Origin of the sequence: Rhodoplanes roseus (genome assembly GCF_003258865.1) — a bacterium.
GTDB lineage: Bacteria > Pseudomonadota > Alphaproteobacteria > Rhizobiales > Xanthobacteraceae > Rhodoplanes > Rhodoplanes roseus.
On sequence record NZ_NPEX01000044.1, the window covers coordinates 17,612 to 32,813 of the forward strand.

General features: G+C 70.1%; 10 protein-coding genes. 8 read left to right on the forward strand and 2 right to left on the reverse strand.

Annotated features, from left to right (window positions below; translation table 11 throughout):
• The first annotated feature begins 106 nt into the window (after positions 1-106).
• The 4 genes from CH341_RS09065 (at position 107) to CH341_RS09080 (ending at position 7,576) form a co-directional block, all read left to right on the forward strand.
• Complete coding sequence (locus tag CH341_RS09065; RefSeq protein WP_111418718.1) at positions 107-1,525, forward strand: carbohydrate porin; 1,419 nt, start codon at positions 107-109, stop codon at positions 1,523-1,525.
• Between the two features lie 487 nt (positions 1,526-2,012).
• Positions 2,013-3,194 (forward strand): efflux RND transporter periplasmic adaptor subunit, encoded by a 1,182-nt coding sequence (locus CH341_RS09070; protein WP_111418727.1) that lies wholly within the window; start codon positions 2,013-2,015, stop codon positions 3,192-3,194.
• 11 nt (positions 3,195-3,205) lie between these two features.
• Positions 3,206-4,396, forward strand: coding sequence for an efflux RND transporter periplasmic adaptor subunit (locus tag CH341_RS09075; protein WP_111418719.1), 1,191 nt, complete (start codon positions 3,206-3,208; stop codon positions 4,394-4,396).
• Between the two features lie 24 nt (positions 4,397-4,420).
• Positions 4,421-7,576 (forward strand): efflux RND transporter permease subunit, encoded by a 3,156-nt coding sequence (locus tag CH341_RS09080; protein WP_111418720.1) that lies wholly within the window; start codon positions 4,421-4,423, stop codon positions 7,574-7,576.
• 153 nt (positions 7,577-7,729) lie between these two features.
• Here the strand turns inward: CH341_RS09080 and CH341_RS09085 are convergent, their stop codons facing one another.
• On the reverse strand, positions 7,730-9,079 hold the full coding sequence (locus CH341_RS09085; protein ID WP_245430961.1) for a TolC family outer membrane protein: 1,350 nt from the start codon (positions 9,077-9,079) through the stop codon (positions 7,730-7,732).
• A 470-nt stretch (positions 9,080-9,549) separates the two neighbouring features.
• Between CH341_RS09085 and CH341_RS09090 the strand changes: the two genes are divergently transcribed.
• The 3 genes from CH341_RS09090 to CH341_RS09100 all read left to right on the forward strand — a co-directional run bounded on the left by CH341_RS09090 (position 9,550) and on the right by CH341_RS09100 (position 12,464).
• Positions 9,550-11,235, forward strand: coding sequence for a thiamine pyrophosphate-binding protein (locus tag CH341_RS09090; RefSeq protein WP_111418728.1), 1,686 nt, complete (start codon positions 9,550-9,552; stop codon positions 11,233-11,235).
• 125 nt (positions 11,236-11,360) lie between these two features.
• A complete protein-coding gene (locus CH341_RS09095) occupies positions 11,361-12,029 on the forward strand; it encodes a TetR/AcrR family transcriptional regulator (RefSeq protein ID WP_111418722.1) in 669 nt (222 codons plus the stop codon).
• Positions 12,030-12,176: 147 nt separating this feature from the next.
• On the forward strand, positions 12,177-12,464 hold the full coding sequence (locus CH341_RS09100) for a DUF6455 family protein (protein ID WP_146604424.1): 288 nt from the start codon (positions 12,177-12,179) through the stop codon (positions 12,462-12,464).
• 99 nt (positions 12,465-12,563) lie between these two features.
• Here the strand turns inward: CH341_RS09100 and CH341_RS09105 are convergent, their stop codons facing one another.
• Complete coding sequence (locus CH341_RS09105; protein WP_111418724.1) at positions 12,564-13,394, reverse strand: universal stress protein; 831 nt, start codon at positions 13,392-13,394, stop codon at positions 12,564-12,566.
• A 218-nt stretch (positions 13,395-13,612) separates the two neighbouring features.
• Between CH341_RS09105 and CH341_RS09110 the strand changes: the two genes are divergently transcribed.
• A complete protein-coding gene (locus tag CH341_RS09110; protein WP_111418725.1) occupies positions 13,613-15,106 on the forward strand; it encodes an FAD-linked oxidase C-terminal domain-containing protein in 1,494 nt (497 codons plus the stop codon).
• The last annotated feature ends 96 nt before the right edge of the window (positions 15,107-15,202 follow it).

Sequence of the window (15,202 nt, forward strand, 5' to 3'; positions counted from 1 at the left end):
CGAGGGCCCGGACGATTGCCTTCGTCCGGGCCCTCGGCGCATCGGTCATGCTCGTGTCGTGTGCGCTCCCCGTAGCTGTCGACGTGGGACCGGAACGGTGGTGGGAATGGCGCGACGGCGAGAGACCGCGACTATCGAAGAGCACGGGCGGACGGGCCGGCATTCGGCCGCCGGCGCGCTCCTCGTATGCGTCGTCGGCCTGGCCGGTGCCGTCGGGCTCGCCAGCGCCGCCGCCGCGGACGGACCCAACGACAAGGGCATCACCGAGCCGTCGATCGCCACCAGCCTGCCGAACGACGGCGACCCGACCGGCACGCGCGCCTGGCTCGCCAGCAAGGGCCTGACCTTCAACCTGATCTACACCAACGACGTCCTCTCCAACGTGAAGGGCGGCCTGCGCACCGGCACGATCGACCAGGGCAAGCTCGAGCTGCAGGTCACCTACGACTTCGAGAAGCTGACCGGCTGGAAGGGGCTGACCTTCTATACGGACGCCTATCAGATCCACAACACGGGCCATCTCCGCCGCGACTATGTCGGCGGCGTCAACACCATCGCGGCGATCGAAGCGCGGTCGACCACGCGGCTCGCCGAGCTGTGGCTGCAGCAGGAGATTTGGGACGGCAAGGCCAGCCTGCGGGCCGGTCAGCTCGCGGCCGACGTCGAGTTCTTCTACTCCAGCCTCAGCTTCATGTTCCTGCAGAGCGACTGGACCACCATCACGGCGCTCAACCAGCCGAGCGGCGGACCGGCCTATCCGCTGGCGACGCCCGGCCTTCGGGTCAAGGTCGATCCGCACGAGAACCTTTCGGTGCTGGTCGCCGTGTTCAACGGCGATCCGGCCGGGCCGCCGCCGCCCGGCGACGAGCAGGTCCGCAACCGCTACGGCCTCAATTTCCGCGTCCAGGATCCGCCCCTGATCATGGGCGAGGCGCAGCTCCGGTGGAACCACGGCAAGGACGACACCGGCCTCGCCAGCGGCCTGAAGCTCGGCTTCTGGTCGCATCTGGGGCGCTTCGACGATCAGCGCCTCGCCGCCGACGGCACCTTGCTGGCCGATCCGAACGGCTCCGGCGTCGCGCTGAAGCGTCGGGGAAACTGGGGCGCCTATGCCGTCGTCGAGCAGCAGCTCTGGCGGCCGAAAGGCGGCGAGTGGGACAGCGGCGTCTCGGTGTTCAGCCGCATCTCGGCGAGTCCGTCGGACCGCAACCCGGTCGATTTCTACGTCGACGGGGGCATCGTGTTCGCCGGCCTGGTGCCGGGCCGGCCGGACGACAAGTTCGGGGCGAGCGCCATCTATACGCGGTTCTCCGACGCGCTCCGGGCGTATGATCGCGACGTGATCGCGCTGACCGGCGTGCCGGGCGTGGTCCGCGACTTCGAGGCCAATCTCGAGCTGAACTACACGGCCCAGATCGTGCCGGGCTGGGTGGTGCAACCCATCGTGACCAAGGTGTGGCATCCGTCCGGCGATGCCAGCCGCAACGCCCTCGTCACGGGCGTGCGATCGATGTGGCAGTTCTGAGCGACGGGCGTTTCGGCGCCGGTCCGCACATCCGACCCATGCCGGCGTCGCAGCATCGCTGAGTGGCTGTCCAGACCGCGTTGCGCGCAGTGCAACGCGGTCGCGCGCCCACGACATCGCACTGCAACTTTGCTGTGACATCTCGGCACAGCTCGCCCTTATTCGTCGGCCCGGGAGGCCCACCTCGGGCTCCTGTAAGGTTCATGTAAGTCGCTCCTGTAAGATTGTCGTAAGCAAGCAATCTGGCATCGTCACAGTCGCCCGTGCCTTACGGGTCTGCGTTGCAGGGTCGCCCGAACCGGTTGGACCGTGCCGCCCGGCGCCCTGTCCTCCATCCGCCCCGCAGGGAAAGAGCCCGATGGAATCGATCGCGAGGACCTTGCGGGATCCGTCCGGCGTCGACGACGACGGACCTCGCCCGGCCCCGGTGGGGCCGCCTCGGACACTGGCGCGGCACTGGCGCGTTCTCGCGGTCGCGCTGCTGCTGATGGGGGCCGCCGGCGTCGGCGCGACCTGGACGCTCGCCAGCCGCGGCAAGCACCCGGCGGCCGCCGGCGTGGGCGTCGGGGCGCAGGCCCTGCAGCGCGGCGGCTTCTACCAGCCGAAGGACACCGAATGGGCGTCCGTCGCGGTGTCGCCGGTCGCCGAGCACGCGTTCCGGTCCCAGCACATCACCGAAGGCAAGATCCAGATCGACGAGGACCACACCACGCCGATCTTCTCGCCCTATGCGGGGCGGGTGACCCGCATCGTCGTGCGCGCCGGCGATCCCATCGTGCAGGGCCAGACCCTGTTCGTCGTCGAGGCCAACGACATGGTGCAGGCGCAGAACGATTTCGTCGCCGCGCTGACCGGCCTCAACAAGGCCAGCGCGGCGCTCGACTTCGCCCGCATCGGCGACAAGCGCAGCCGCGACCTCTTCGATGCGAAGGCGGTGCCGCTGAAGGACGTGCAGCAGGCGCAGGCGGCGCTCACCACGGCCCAGAACGACATGCGCTCGGCCGAGACCGCGATCGGCGTGGCGCGCGACCGCCTCCACCGCCTCGGCGCGACCGAGGAGGCGATCGTGCGGCTGACCGCGAACGGCCCGATCGATCCCGAGATGCCGATCTACGCGCCGCTGTCCGGCACCGTGGTGCAGCGCAAGATCGGCCCGGGCCAGTACGTCAATGCGGGCGCCAGCGAGCCGGTCGTGATCGTCGCCGATCTCTCGACGGTGCGGCTGAACGCCTTCGTCCGCGAGACCGAGGCCGGCGTCATCAAGGTCGGCCAGCCGCTGTCCTTCACGGTCGCGGCCTATCCGGACCGCACCTTCACGGGGCGGGTCGACTACGTCGCCTCGGAGATCGACGGCATCAGCCGCCGCCTGATGGTGCGCGCCACGGTGGACAATGCGGACGGTCTGCTGAAGCCCGAGATGCTCGCGAGCGTCACCATCGCGACCAACGGCACCGTGATGGCGGCCGGGGTTCCGCGCGAGGCGCTGATCGTCGAGGGCAATGTCGCCAAGGTCTGGGTGGTGCGCGACGACAAGGGCCTGGAGCTCCGTCGCGTCGAGACCGGCATGGTCGACCAGCGCGTCGTCCAGATCGTCGACGGGCTTCGGCCGGGCGAGCGGATCGTCGCCGGCGGCAGCCTGCTGATCGACCGCATCGCCAGCGGCCGTTGAGGACCTCCATCATGCGCCGCTCCCCGAATCGGAACGCGAAGATGCGCGCGGTGGCGCTGCTCGCCGTCGTCGCCGCGGCGGTCTGGTCGACCGGCGCCGGCGCCATGGTGGAGAGCAAGAAGGGCGACCTCGTGCGGGTGACGCCCGACCAGATCCACCAGATCGTCATCAAGAAGGTGGAGCCGCTCGCCTTCAAGGTCCGCAAGATCGCCATCGGCCAGGTCGGCTACAACGAGGACGCGACCACGGTCGTCTCCTCGCCGTTCTCGGGCCGGGTGGTGCGGTTGATCGCCCGGCTCGGCGAGCGCGTCGAGCCCGGCGCGCCGCTCGTCGAGATCGACAGCGTCGACGTGCTGCCGCCGCAAAACGATCTCGTCGCCGCGGTCGGCACGCTCAACAAGGCGCGCTCCCAGCTCGATCTCGCCCGCCTCGGCGAGACCCGCACCCGCGGGCTCTACGAGCAGAAGGCGGCCGCGCTCAAGGAGTGGCAGCAGGCCCAGGCGCTGCTGGTCGCCGCCGAGAACGACGTGCGGGCGGCCGAGACGGCGCTCGACGCGACCCGCCAGCGGCTGCGCATCATCGGGCGCAGCGACGCCGAGATCGACGAGCTCGCGGCCCGCGGCGTCACCAGCCGCATCGTGGTGATCCGCGCCCCGATCGCCGGCACCGTCACGGCCCGCAAGGTGGCGGTCGGCCAGCACGTCCGCGGCGAGCTGTCGGAGCCGCTCTATTCCATCGCCGACCTGTCGAGCATGTGGCTGAAGGCGCTGGTGCCGGAGGCCGATCTCGGCGCCGTGCGGGTCGGCGACCGCCTCGACGTGAAGGTCTCGGCGCTCAAAGGCCGCAGCTACCGGGCGCCGATCGCCGTGATCGGCTCGCTCTCCGACGCGGTCACGCATCGCGTGGTGGTGCGGGCCGAGCTGCCGAATCCGGACGGCGCGCTCAAGGCCGAGATGTTCGCGACCGTGACGATCGAGACCGTCGACGGCCGCTCGGCGCCGGCGGTGCCGATCCAGGCGGTGATCCGCGAGGGCGCCCGCGACGTGGTGTGGGTGGAGATCGAGCCGCTCGTGTTCCAGCGCCGGGAGGTGACGCTCGGCATGGAGCAGGACGGCTGGTTCGAGGTGCGCGAGGGGATCGCGGTCGGCGACGACATCGTCGCGGTCGGCGCGATCTTCATCGAGAACGAGTGGCAGCAGTAGGAAACAGGCGGCTCCGGCAATTCGATGTTGCGGCAACTCATTGCGTTCTGTCTGTCCCGCCGCCCCCTGGTGATGATCGCCTATCTGGCGTTCCTCGGCCTCGGTTGGGCGGCCTTCACGACCCTCAACATCGAGGCCTATCCGGACCCGGCGCCGCCCATCATCGAGATCATCGCGCAGCGGCCCGGCCAGTCGCCGGAGGAGATGGAGCGCTACGTCACCATCCCGATCGAGGTGGCGGTGGCGAGCACGCCGGGGCTGAAATTCATCCGCTCCAACACCGTCTACGCGCTGAGCTTCATCCGGCTGCAGTTCGAGTACGGCCGCGATTATCACTTCGTGCGCCAGCAGGCGCTCAACCGCCTCAAGGACGTGGAGCTGCCGGCGGGCGTGCAGCCGGTCGTGTCGCCGGCCGGCACCATCAGCGAGATCTTCCGCTACGAGCTGGTCGGCCCGCCCGGCATGGGCGTGATGGAGCTCAAGACCCTGCAGGACTGGGTGGTCGAGCGGCGGCTGCGCATCGTGCCCGGCGTCTCCGACGTGCTGGTGCTGGGCGGCAAGACGAAGGAGATCCAGGCGGAGATCGACATGGTGCGGATGATGGCGCACGGCCTCACCATGCCGCAGATCATCCAGGCCATCTCGGCCGGCAACTCGAATGTCGGCGGCCGCACCATCTCGATGGGCGAGCAGCAGGTGAACGTGCGCGGCATCGGCGTCGCCTCGTCGCTCGACGACATCAGGAACATCGTGCTGACCCAGCAGGGCGGCGTGCCCGTGATGCTGTCGGACGTCGCCAACGTCCAGATCGGCTTCGCGCCGCGATTAGGCATGGCAGGCCGCGACGACAAGACCGACGTCGTCACCGGTATCGTGCTGATGCAGAAGTTCGAGCGCACCATGGAGGTGGTGAAGCGGGTGCGCGACGCGGTGGAACGGATCAACACCGACGGCAGCCTGCCTCCCGGCGTCAAGATCGTGCCGTTCTACGACCGCGGCGACCTGGTCGCCGTCACGGTCAACACCGTGCTGCACAACATGCTGTTCGGCATCGCGCTGATCTTCCTGATCCAGTGGGTGTTCCTCGGCAACCTGCGCTGCGCCCTGATCGTCGCCGGCACGATTCCGGTCGCCCTGTTCCTCGCCGTCATCATCACGGTGCTGCGCGGCGAATCCGCGAATCTCCTGTCGGTCGGGGCGATCGATCTCGGCATCATCATCGACGCCACCGTGATCATGCTGGAGAACATCTACCGCCATCTCTCCCATCACGTCCCGGCGGTGCCGTCGGCTTCGGGGCGGAGCGAACGGCTCAGCGACAAGCTGCACCGCGTGCTGGTCGCCGCCGTCGAGGTCGACAAGGCGATCCTGTTCTCGGTGCTGATCACCATCGCGGCGTTCCTGCCGCTGTTCACCATGCGGGGCGTCGAGGGCCAGATCTTCGGACCCATGGCCCGCACCTACGCCTACGCCCTGATCGGCGCCGTGATCGCCACCTTCACGGTGACGCCGGTGCTCTCCTCGATCCTGCTGCCGGAGCGGGTGAACGAGATCGAGACCTTCGTGGTGCGCGGCCTGCGCGCCGTCTACATGGCGATCCTGCCGCGCGCCGTGCGGCACTACCGGATCTCCGTCGCCGTGGCGGTCGCCTTCCTGGCGCTGTGCAGCGTCGCCGGCATGCGGCTCGGCACCGAGTTCCTGCCCAAGCTGGAGGAAGGCAATCTCTGGATCCGGGCCATGATGCCGCCGACCATCACGCTGGAGGCCGGCGTCGACACGGTGGCGCGCATCCGCGACGTGGTGCGCAGCTACGAGCCGGTCCGCACCGTGTTCTCCGAGCAGGGCCGCGGCGACGACGGCACCGACCCGGACGGCTCGTTCCTGGCCGAGTTCTTCGTCCCGCTGAAGCCGTTCGACGAGTGGCCGGCCGGCATGACGAAGGAGATGCTGGTGCGCTCCCTGAGCGAGCGGCTCAACCGCGAGTTCGTCGGCATCGACTTCAATTTCTCGCAGTACATCCAGGACAATATCGAGGAGGCCGTCTCGGGCGTGAAGGGCGAGAACTCGGTTAAGATCTTCGGCCGCGATCTCGTCGAGCTGGAGCGTCTCTCGAAGGGCGTGAAATCCGAGATCGGCACCGTCCCGGGCGTCACGGATCCGGCGGCGTTCAGCCTGCTCGGCCAGCCCAACCTGGTCATCCGCATCGATCGCGCCAAGGCGGCCCGCTACGGCTTCTCGATCGCCGACATCAACGCCGTCGTGCAGGCGGCGATCGGCGGCCAGGAGGCGGCCCGCGTCTACGAGGGCGAGATGAACTTCGCCCTCACGGTGCGGCTGGCGCCGGAGTATCGCCGAAACATCGACGCCATCCGCTCGATCCCGGTGGCGCTGCCCAACAGCGACCCCAAGGCGCCGACCTCCTACGTGGCGCTCGGCGAGCTCGGCGAGGTCAAGCTGATCACCGGCGCCGCCTACATCTATCGCGAGAACAGCCAGCGCTTCGTGCCGCTGAAATACTCGGTGCGCGGGCGCGACCTCGGCTCGACCGTGGCGGAGGCGCAGGAGCGCATCGCCGAGAAGGTGCCGTTGCCCGGCGGCTATCGGATGGACTGGGCCGGCGAGTACGGCGCCCTGCAGGAGGCCAAGGAGCGGCTCGCGCTGATCGTCCCGCTCAGCCTGTTGATGATCGTGATGCTGCTCTACAGCCTGTTCAACAGCGTGCGCGACAGCCTGCTGGCGCTGTCCGGCATCCCGTTCGCGGTGGCGGGCGGCATCATCGGCCTCTATGTCGCGGGGCTGAACGCCAGCGTGTCGGCGGCGGTCGGCTTCATCTCGCTGTTCGGCGTGTCGGCCATGGACGGCATCCTGCTGGTCTCCTACATCCGCCGCGCCCTGGAGCAGGGGGAGGGGACCGAGCGCGCCATCGTCGGCGCCGCCGAGACGCGCATGCGTCAGATCTTCATGACCGGCTTCTCGGCCTGCATCGGCCTGGTGCCGGCGGCGATCTCGACCGGCATCGGCGCCCAGGTGCAGCAGCCGCTCGCCGCCGTCATCGTCGGCGGCATGCTGCTCTCGCCGATCTGCAGCCTCCTGGTGATCCCCTGCCTCGCCCGCATGGTGATGCCGGAGGTGAGAACGGCCGAGCGCGCGCCGGTGTCTGCCCCGACCCCGGTGCATTGAGACGCCGCTGCATCGAAAAGTCCGGTTGCCAGGAGGCGGTCATTGCGGGGCAGCGCGCAGCGCCGAACCCGGAATTCAGCCGCGAGCGCCGGGTCCTGAGCTGGGTTCCGGGTTCGCGGACCTGCGGTCCGCGCCCCGGACCGACTGCGTTCGCTACTGTCCGTCGGGCGTGCGGACGCCGTGCCAGGCGTCGCGGACCTGCTGGTAGTGCACCTGCGGCTCGTAGCTCGGGGTGCCGAGGCCGAGGCTCTTGTGGTCGAGGCGGCCGACCGCGGAGAGCAGCGTGTAGGAGGCGACGACGCGATCGCGTTGCGCCAGGATCAGGCGCGACCGGGCCTGGGTGAGATCCTGTTGCGAATTGAGCACCTCGAGCGTGGTGCGCTGGCCGGCCTGCGCCTCGCGCTGCACGCCCTGGAGCGCGATGTTCGCCGCCCGCACCTCGGACTCGGCCGCCGACAGCGCGATCTTGGCGCCCTCGTGCGTCACCCACGCCGCGACCGCCGCCGTGTTGGTCTGGGTCCGCACCCGGTCGAGCACGATGCGGGTCTGGGTCAGCACCTCCTTGGACTGGCGCACTTGCGCCGAGGCCTGGCCGCCGTCGTAGATCGGGATGTTGAGGTTGCCGGTCAGGAACGCCTGATCGGTGCCCTTCGAGCCGAGCGTCGTGTCGGTGTTGCGGTCGCGCTGAAGCCCGGCCTGCGCCGTCAGGGTCGGGTAGAGGGCGCCCTCGGCGATCTTGATCGCGTACTGGGCGACGTCGATGTCGTAGGTGGCGCCCGTCACGGCGGGGTTCTCGCGGCGGGCGCGGGCGACGCTCTCGTCGCGGCTCTTCGGCAGCAGGCGGTCGATCGGCTCGGTGGGTGCGAGGCGCCCCGGGGGCGCCCCGATCACCTGCTCGTAGGTGGCCTGGGCGATCGCCAGATTGACCTCGGCATTGTTGAGGTCGGCGGTGCCGCGAGCGACCCGCGCCTCCGCCTGGGCGACGTCGGTCGGCGTCACGTCGCCGGCGTCGAGCCGCTTCCGGGTGGTCCCGAGCGTCTCGCGCAGGAGGGTCAGGTTGACGCGCTGCGCCTCGACCAGCGACTGGTTGGCGACGACGTTCATGTAGGCCGTCACGGCGTCGAGCAGCACCGACTGCTCGACCCCCCGCAGGGCTTCCTTTCCGGACAGCACCTGCGACTCCGCCTGGCGCACCTGGTTGCCGGTGCGGAAGCCGTTGAACAGCACCTGGTTGATGGTGAGCTGGGCCGTGTAACCGCGCAGCGTCGCCCGTTCGGTGTCACCGCCCGGGATCAGGTCGCGCAACGCGATCAGGCTGGGGGTGAGGCCGGCATTGATCTGCGGGCGATAGCCCGACAGGGCGATCGAGACGTTCTCGTCGGTGCCGCGCTGGCGGGCCCGCTCGGCGTTGAGCACCGGATTGGTCTGATAGGCGCGCACCAGCGCGTTCTGAAGGGTCTGGGCGGCGGCCGGGGACGGCGCCGCGAGGGCCAGGGCCAGCACGGCGAGCCCGACGGAGACGCCGGTCCGGACGCCCCGCGGGGCCCGGCTCGGGCGCGTGGTCCCGCCGCGTTCCGTCGTGCGCCCCGCAGGCGCTCGCTGTGACGACTCCATCTGGCCCCGTGCTTTCGTTCGACACCCCGGGGGCTGGCGGCACGTCTGGTGACGTCGCGCGCGCCGTCCTGGGCCCCCCGGCCGACGTCTTTACTACGAATTAACGGATCGGTCGTCAGGGCGACCCGGAGTCGCGCGTCGAATCCACACCAAAGTGAGCGAAAAGTCGCGTCCTACCCGAAGCTTACACTCGCCTTACGGGCCCCTTGACAGGGGGCGGCGGGTCCGAATGATCGGCGGGTGTCGTCCTGGTGCCCGCCGGTCGCCAGGGAGACGCCGCCGTGCCCTCGTTTCTGCGCCGCAGGATCGCGCTCGCGCCGGTCGCCCCCGACATCCGTCACCTGATCCGGAACCGTTCCATGCGCCCGCAACAGAACCTGCGCACGGCCGCCGAGGCGCTCGTCGACCAGCTCATCGTCAACGGCGTGCAGCACGTCTTCTGCGTGCCCGGCGAGAGCTACCTCGCGGTGCTCGACGCTTTCCACGATCGCGACATCACCGTCACGGTGTGCCGCCAGGAGGGCGGGGCCGCCATGATGGCGGAGGCGATCGGCAAGGCCACGGGGCGGCCGGGCGTGTGCTTCGTCACGCGTGGCCCGGGTGCCACCAACGCGTCGCCCGGCATCCATATCGCCCAGCAGGATTCCAGCCCGATGATCCTGTTCATCGGCCAGGTCGGGCGCGACCAGAAGGAGCGCGAGGCCTTCCAGGAGGTCGACTACCGGGCGATGTTCGGCGGCATGGCCAAGTGGGTGGTCGAGATCACGGACCCGGCCCGCATGCCGGAGCTGGTGTCGCGCGCCTTCTACGAGGCGACCTCGGGGCGGCCCGGTCCGGTCGTCGTGGCGCTGCCCCAGGACGTGCTGACCGAGCGGATCGAGACGCCGCCGGCGCCGCCCTTCTCTCCCGTGGAGACGGAGGCCGGCCCGGCCGCGATGGCGGCCCTGCAGGACATGCTGCTCGCGGCGCAGCGGCCGATGCTGCTGCTCGGAGGCAGCCGGTGGTCGGAGGAGGGGTGCGCCGCGATCGCCGATTTCGCCGTGCGGTTCGACCTGCCGGTCGCGACCACGTTCCGCCGCACCCATCTGTTCGATGCGCTGCATCCGTGCTTCGCCGGCGATCTCGGCATCGGCCCCAACCCGAAGCTGCTCGCCCGGGTGAAGGCGGCCGACCTGGTGATTCTGGTCGGCGGACGGCTCGGCGAGATGCCGTCGCAGGGCTACACGTTGATCGACATTCCGGGCCCGCAGACGACCTTCGTCCACGTCCATCCGGGCGCCCAGGAGCTCGGCCGGGTCTACCGGCCGCACCTCGCCGTCAATGCGACGCCGGCGGCGTTCGCGCGGGCCGCGGCGGCGCTGCAGCCGCCGGCCGCGGTGCCGTGGGCCGGCGCGGCCGCGACGGCGCATGCCGATTATCTGGCCTGGACCGAGACGCCGACCGACGTGCCGGGCGGCATCAATCTCGGGCGGGTGATGCTCTGGTTGCGCGACAACCTGCCGGCCGACTCCTATGTCACCAACGGGGCCGGCAACTACGCGAGCTGGATTCACCGCTATTACCGGTTCCGCCGCTTCGCCACCCAGGTCGCGCCGATCTCCGGCTCGATGGGCTATGCGGTGCCCTCCGCTGTCGCCATGAAGCGCCTGCATCCGGACCGCACCGTCGTCTCGGTCAACGGCGACGGCGACTTCCTGATGAACGGCCAGGAGTTCGCCACCGCCGTGCAGTACGGCCTTCCGGTGATCGTGCTGGTCTGCGACAACGGCATCTACGGCACCATCCGGATGCATCAGGAGCGCGAGTATCCGGGTCGCGTCTCGGCGACGACGCTGCGCAACCCGGACTTCGCCGCCTATGCGCGCGCCTTCGGCGGGTTCGGCGCGACGGTCGAGCGGACCGAGGATTTCGCCGCCGCCTTCCGGGCCGCCCAGGAGTCCGGCCTGCCGGCGATCCTGCATCTCAAGGTCGACCCCGAGGCGATCACGCCGACCGCCACCCTGGCCGGCATTCGGGAGACCGCGCTGGCGCGGCGGCAGGTCTGAGCCGGACCGCATGGCGAAACCGCGGGGGACAGGCATTCCGGCGCGGGTACTTTTCCTTGCGCCGGGCGTCCCGGCGCGGCAGGTTGTGAATCCCGACTCATCGCTTTCTGATCGCGATTCGCCCAATGCCCTACCGCCGCACTGAACGCGTCATCGAGCGCCTGGCTGCCCGCCGGGACGACATCCTGGCATCGGCCCGGGCCGTCGCGGCGGCGAACGGGCTCGCCGGGGTCCAGATCGTGCCCGTCGCCGAACGGGCCGGCATCGCGGCCGGCACGGTGTATCGCTATTTCCCGGCCAAGGCCGACCTGGTCGCGGCGCTGCTCGATCAGGTGAGCGCCCAGGAGGTCGCCGCGATGGCCAAGGCCGCCGCCGCCGCGCCCGGCCCGCTGTCCGGCCTCGCCGCCGCCGTGACCAGCTTCGCCGGACGGGCGATGCGGCAGCGGCGCCTCGTCTTCGCCGTCCTGGCCGAGCCGGTCGAGGCCGAGATCGAGGCGCATCGCCGCGCCTGCCGCCGCGCCATCACCGACGTCGTCGAGGGCTGCATCCGGGCCGCCGTCGCCTCCGGCCGGCTGCCCGAGCAGGACGTGCGGATCGCCTCCGACGCCATCCTGGGCGCCTTGATCGAGGCGCTGATCGGTCCGTCCGCCACCATCGACGCCGATCCGGCGAAGCAGCGCGACGCCGTCCAGGCGATGGTGCTGCTGGTCCTGCGGGCGCTCGGCGTGGTCGATGCGCGGGCCCGCGGCCTGGTCGTGCAGGCCCCCTGGCCGGCCGAGGACGCCGCCGTCTGAGGCCGCTTGCAGACCCGCCGTGCGCCGCGCGGGGAGGGGTTTGCTGCAGATCAAAGTTCCGCTTGCCTAAGATCAAGGACGCTCGAGTCAGGAACTTCCAGGATGTCCACGGTGCCGGACAATCGATGCCGCGCCGCGGAGAGGACGATGCGCGATTTCGACAGATTCGACCGGTTTTCCGCCAATATCGGCGAGATGATGGAGCGGCTCGGCATCGAGTGCGACGAGGACGTCGACAGCTATTTCGGGCGCACGCTGGGCAGCGTCATCCGCTCGTGCCAGGTCTGCCGGTCCGCCGAGGTGTGCAGCAACTGGCTCGCCCGCGCGCCCGTCGCGGTGAGCCGCGCCCCGGCGTTCTGCCCCTATGCGGAGCGCCTCGACGGTCTGGCGCTCGACCAGGCGGTGCTGCCGCCGCGCCGCCACACGGTTCACTGAGAGCGGCTGATCGCTCTCTGCTCGATCGAATGCCCGGCCTCGCGCCGGGCATTCGCTTTTCACCATCCGCAGGCTCGTGTCCGGGGCGAGGCGCCCTCGTCAGTGCGACATCAGCACCGGCACGGTCATCGAGCCGAGGATGCCCCGCGTGGCGCCGCCGAGCACGAACTCGCGCAGCCGCGAGTGGCCGTAGCCGCCCATCACGATGAAGTCGGCCGAGACGTCGGCCGCATAGGACAGGATGGTGTTCGGCACGTCGACGTCCTCGGCGACGATCCGCTTGACGTCGACCTTGACGCCGTGGCGGGCGAGATGGTGGCCGACATCGGCGCCCGGGATTTCGTCGCTCTTCGAGCGGCCGGTGGCGACGATCACCACGTCGACCTGACGGGCGCGCAGGAGCAGCGGCATCGCGTCGCCCATGGCGCGGGCCGCGGTCCGGCTGCCGTCCCAGCAGACCAGCACGCGGTCGAGCTTCAGGCCCTCCTTCTGGATGTACGGCACCATCACGACGGGGCGCCCCGACTCGAACAGCGCGCCCTCGACGAACAGGTCGGCCGGCGACATCCGGTCGGGCTCGCGCTGGCCGACCACGGCGAGGTCGAACCGCCGCGCGATGCGGCCGAACATGTCGGTGGCGCCGCCCAGCGTCGCCTCGATGAGTCGGTGGCCGGCCTCCACGCCGGCCATCTGGGCCGCCCGCTCGAACCGCTCGATCGCCGCCTGCGCCATGGTGCGGCTTTCGTCGCGCTGAGCGTCGATCCACTCGGCCGAGACCCCGTCCATGATGCTCGGCGAGAGCACCGGATCGTACACGAACACCACGCCGGTCACGTGCGCCCCGAAGGTCCGGGCGATCGAGATCGCATAGACGGCGGCCGGATCATGCCCCCCGACCAGGGCCAGGTTCACGACGATGTCCTTGATCATGTTTCACTCCCGTGACGCGAGGCCGGATGGGTCCGGTCAGGCGTCTGTCTTGCCGGATCGAGATTATGGGGCGGGTGGATGCGGATGTTGACGGGGGTCAAAGCCTAAGGCGCCGGGCCGGCGGCCTCAAGCCACCTTACGGTCGCGCCGATCCCGCGCTAGAACAGGCCAACCAAGAACGTCCGCAAAGGGCGACACGGGATCAGGAGGACCGTCCGATGAGCGTGCGCATGCCGCCGCGCGACGAGGCCGTGCTGGCGCGCCGCGACGAGATCGTCGCCGCGCTGCGCCGCATCGTGCCCGGCGAGGGCGTGATCTCGACCACCCGCGAGATGCGGCCGTACGAGTCCGACGGCCTCACCGCCTACCGGCAGCTCCCGCTGGTCGTCGTGCTGCCCAGCACCACCGACCAGGTCTCGCAGGTGCTGCGCTGGTGCTACGAGAACGGCGTCAAGGTGGTGCCCCGCGGTGCCGGAACCTCGCTGTCCGGTGGCGCGCTGCCGCTCGGCGACGGCGTGCTGCTCGGCATGGGCAAGTTCAACAAGGTCCGGTCGATCGACTTCGCCGACCGGGTCGCCGTGGTGGAGCCCGGGGTCACCAACCTGGCCGTCACCAAGGCGGTCGAGCACGCCGGCTTCTATTACGCGCCCGACCCCTCGTCGCAGATCGCCTGCACGATCGGCGGCAACATCGCGGAAAATTCCGGCGGCGTGCACAGCCTGAAATACGGCCTCACCACCAACAACGTGCTGGGCTGCGAGCTGGTGCTGATCACGGGCGAGGTGGTGCGGCTCGGCGGCCCTCATCTCGACGCCGGCGGCTACGACCTGCTCGGCGTCGTCACCGGCTCCGAGGGACTGCTGGGCGTCGTCACCGAGGTGACGGTCCGCATCCTGCAGAAGCCCGAGACGGCGCGCGCCATGCTGGTCGGCTTCGCCTCCACCGAGGCGGCCGGCGAGTGCGTCGGACGGATCATCGCGGCCGGCATCATTCCGGGCGGCATGGAGATGATGGACCGGCTCGCCACCGAGGCGGTCGAGCAGTTCGTCCATGCCGGCTACCCGCTCGACGTCGAGGCGATCCTGATTGTCGAGCTCGACGGGCCGCGGGCCGAGTGCGACCACCTGATCGAGACGGTCTCGGCGATCGCCGCCGACTGCGGCGCCCAGACCGTGCGGGTGTCGACCTCGGAGGAGGAGCGGCTGCTGTTCTGGGCCGGCCGCAAGGCGGCGTTCGGCGCGGTCGGCCGCATCTCGCCCGACTACTACTGCATGGACGGCACCATCCCGCGGGCGAAGCTCCCCTACGTGCTGCAGCGCACCCGCGAGCTGTCGGCCAAGTACGCCCTGCGCTGCGCCAACGTGTTCCACGCCGGCGACGGCAACCTGCATCCGCTGATCCTCTACGACGCCAACGATCCGGACGAGCTCGCCCGCGCCGAGGCCTTCGGCGCCGACATTCTCCGCCTGTGCGTCGAGGTCGGCGGGGTGCTGACCGGCGAGCACGGCGTCGGCGTGGAAAAGCGCGACCTGATGCCGACGATGTTTTCGGAGATCGACCTGAACCAGCAGCAGCGGCTCAAATGCGCCTTCGACCAGAAGGGCCTGCTCAATCCCGGCAAGGTCTTCCCGGTGCTGAACAGCTGCGCCGAGCTCGGCCGCATGCACGTCTCCGCCGGCAAGCTGCCGTTCCCCGACATTCCGAGGTTCTGATGCGACCGATGTGTCGTGAGGCGACGCGGCACCTTCCAACCCTCTCCGCTCGTGGGAGAGGGTGGCGAGGCGAAGCCTCGCCGGGTGAGGCGGCCC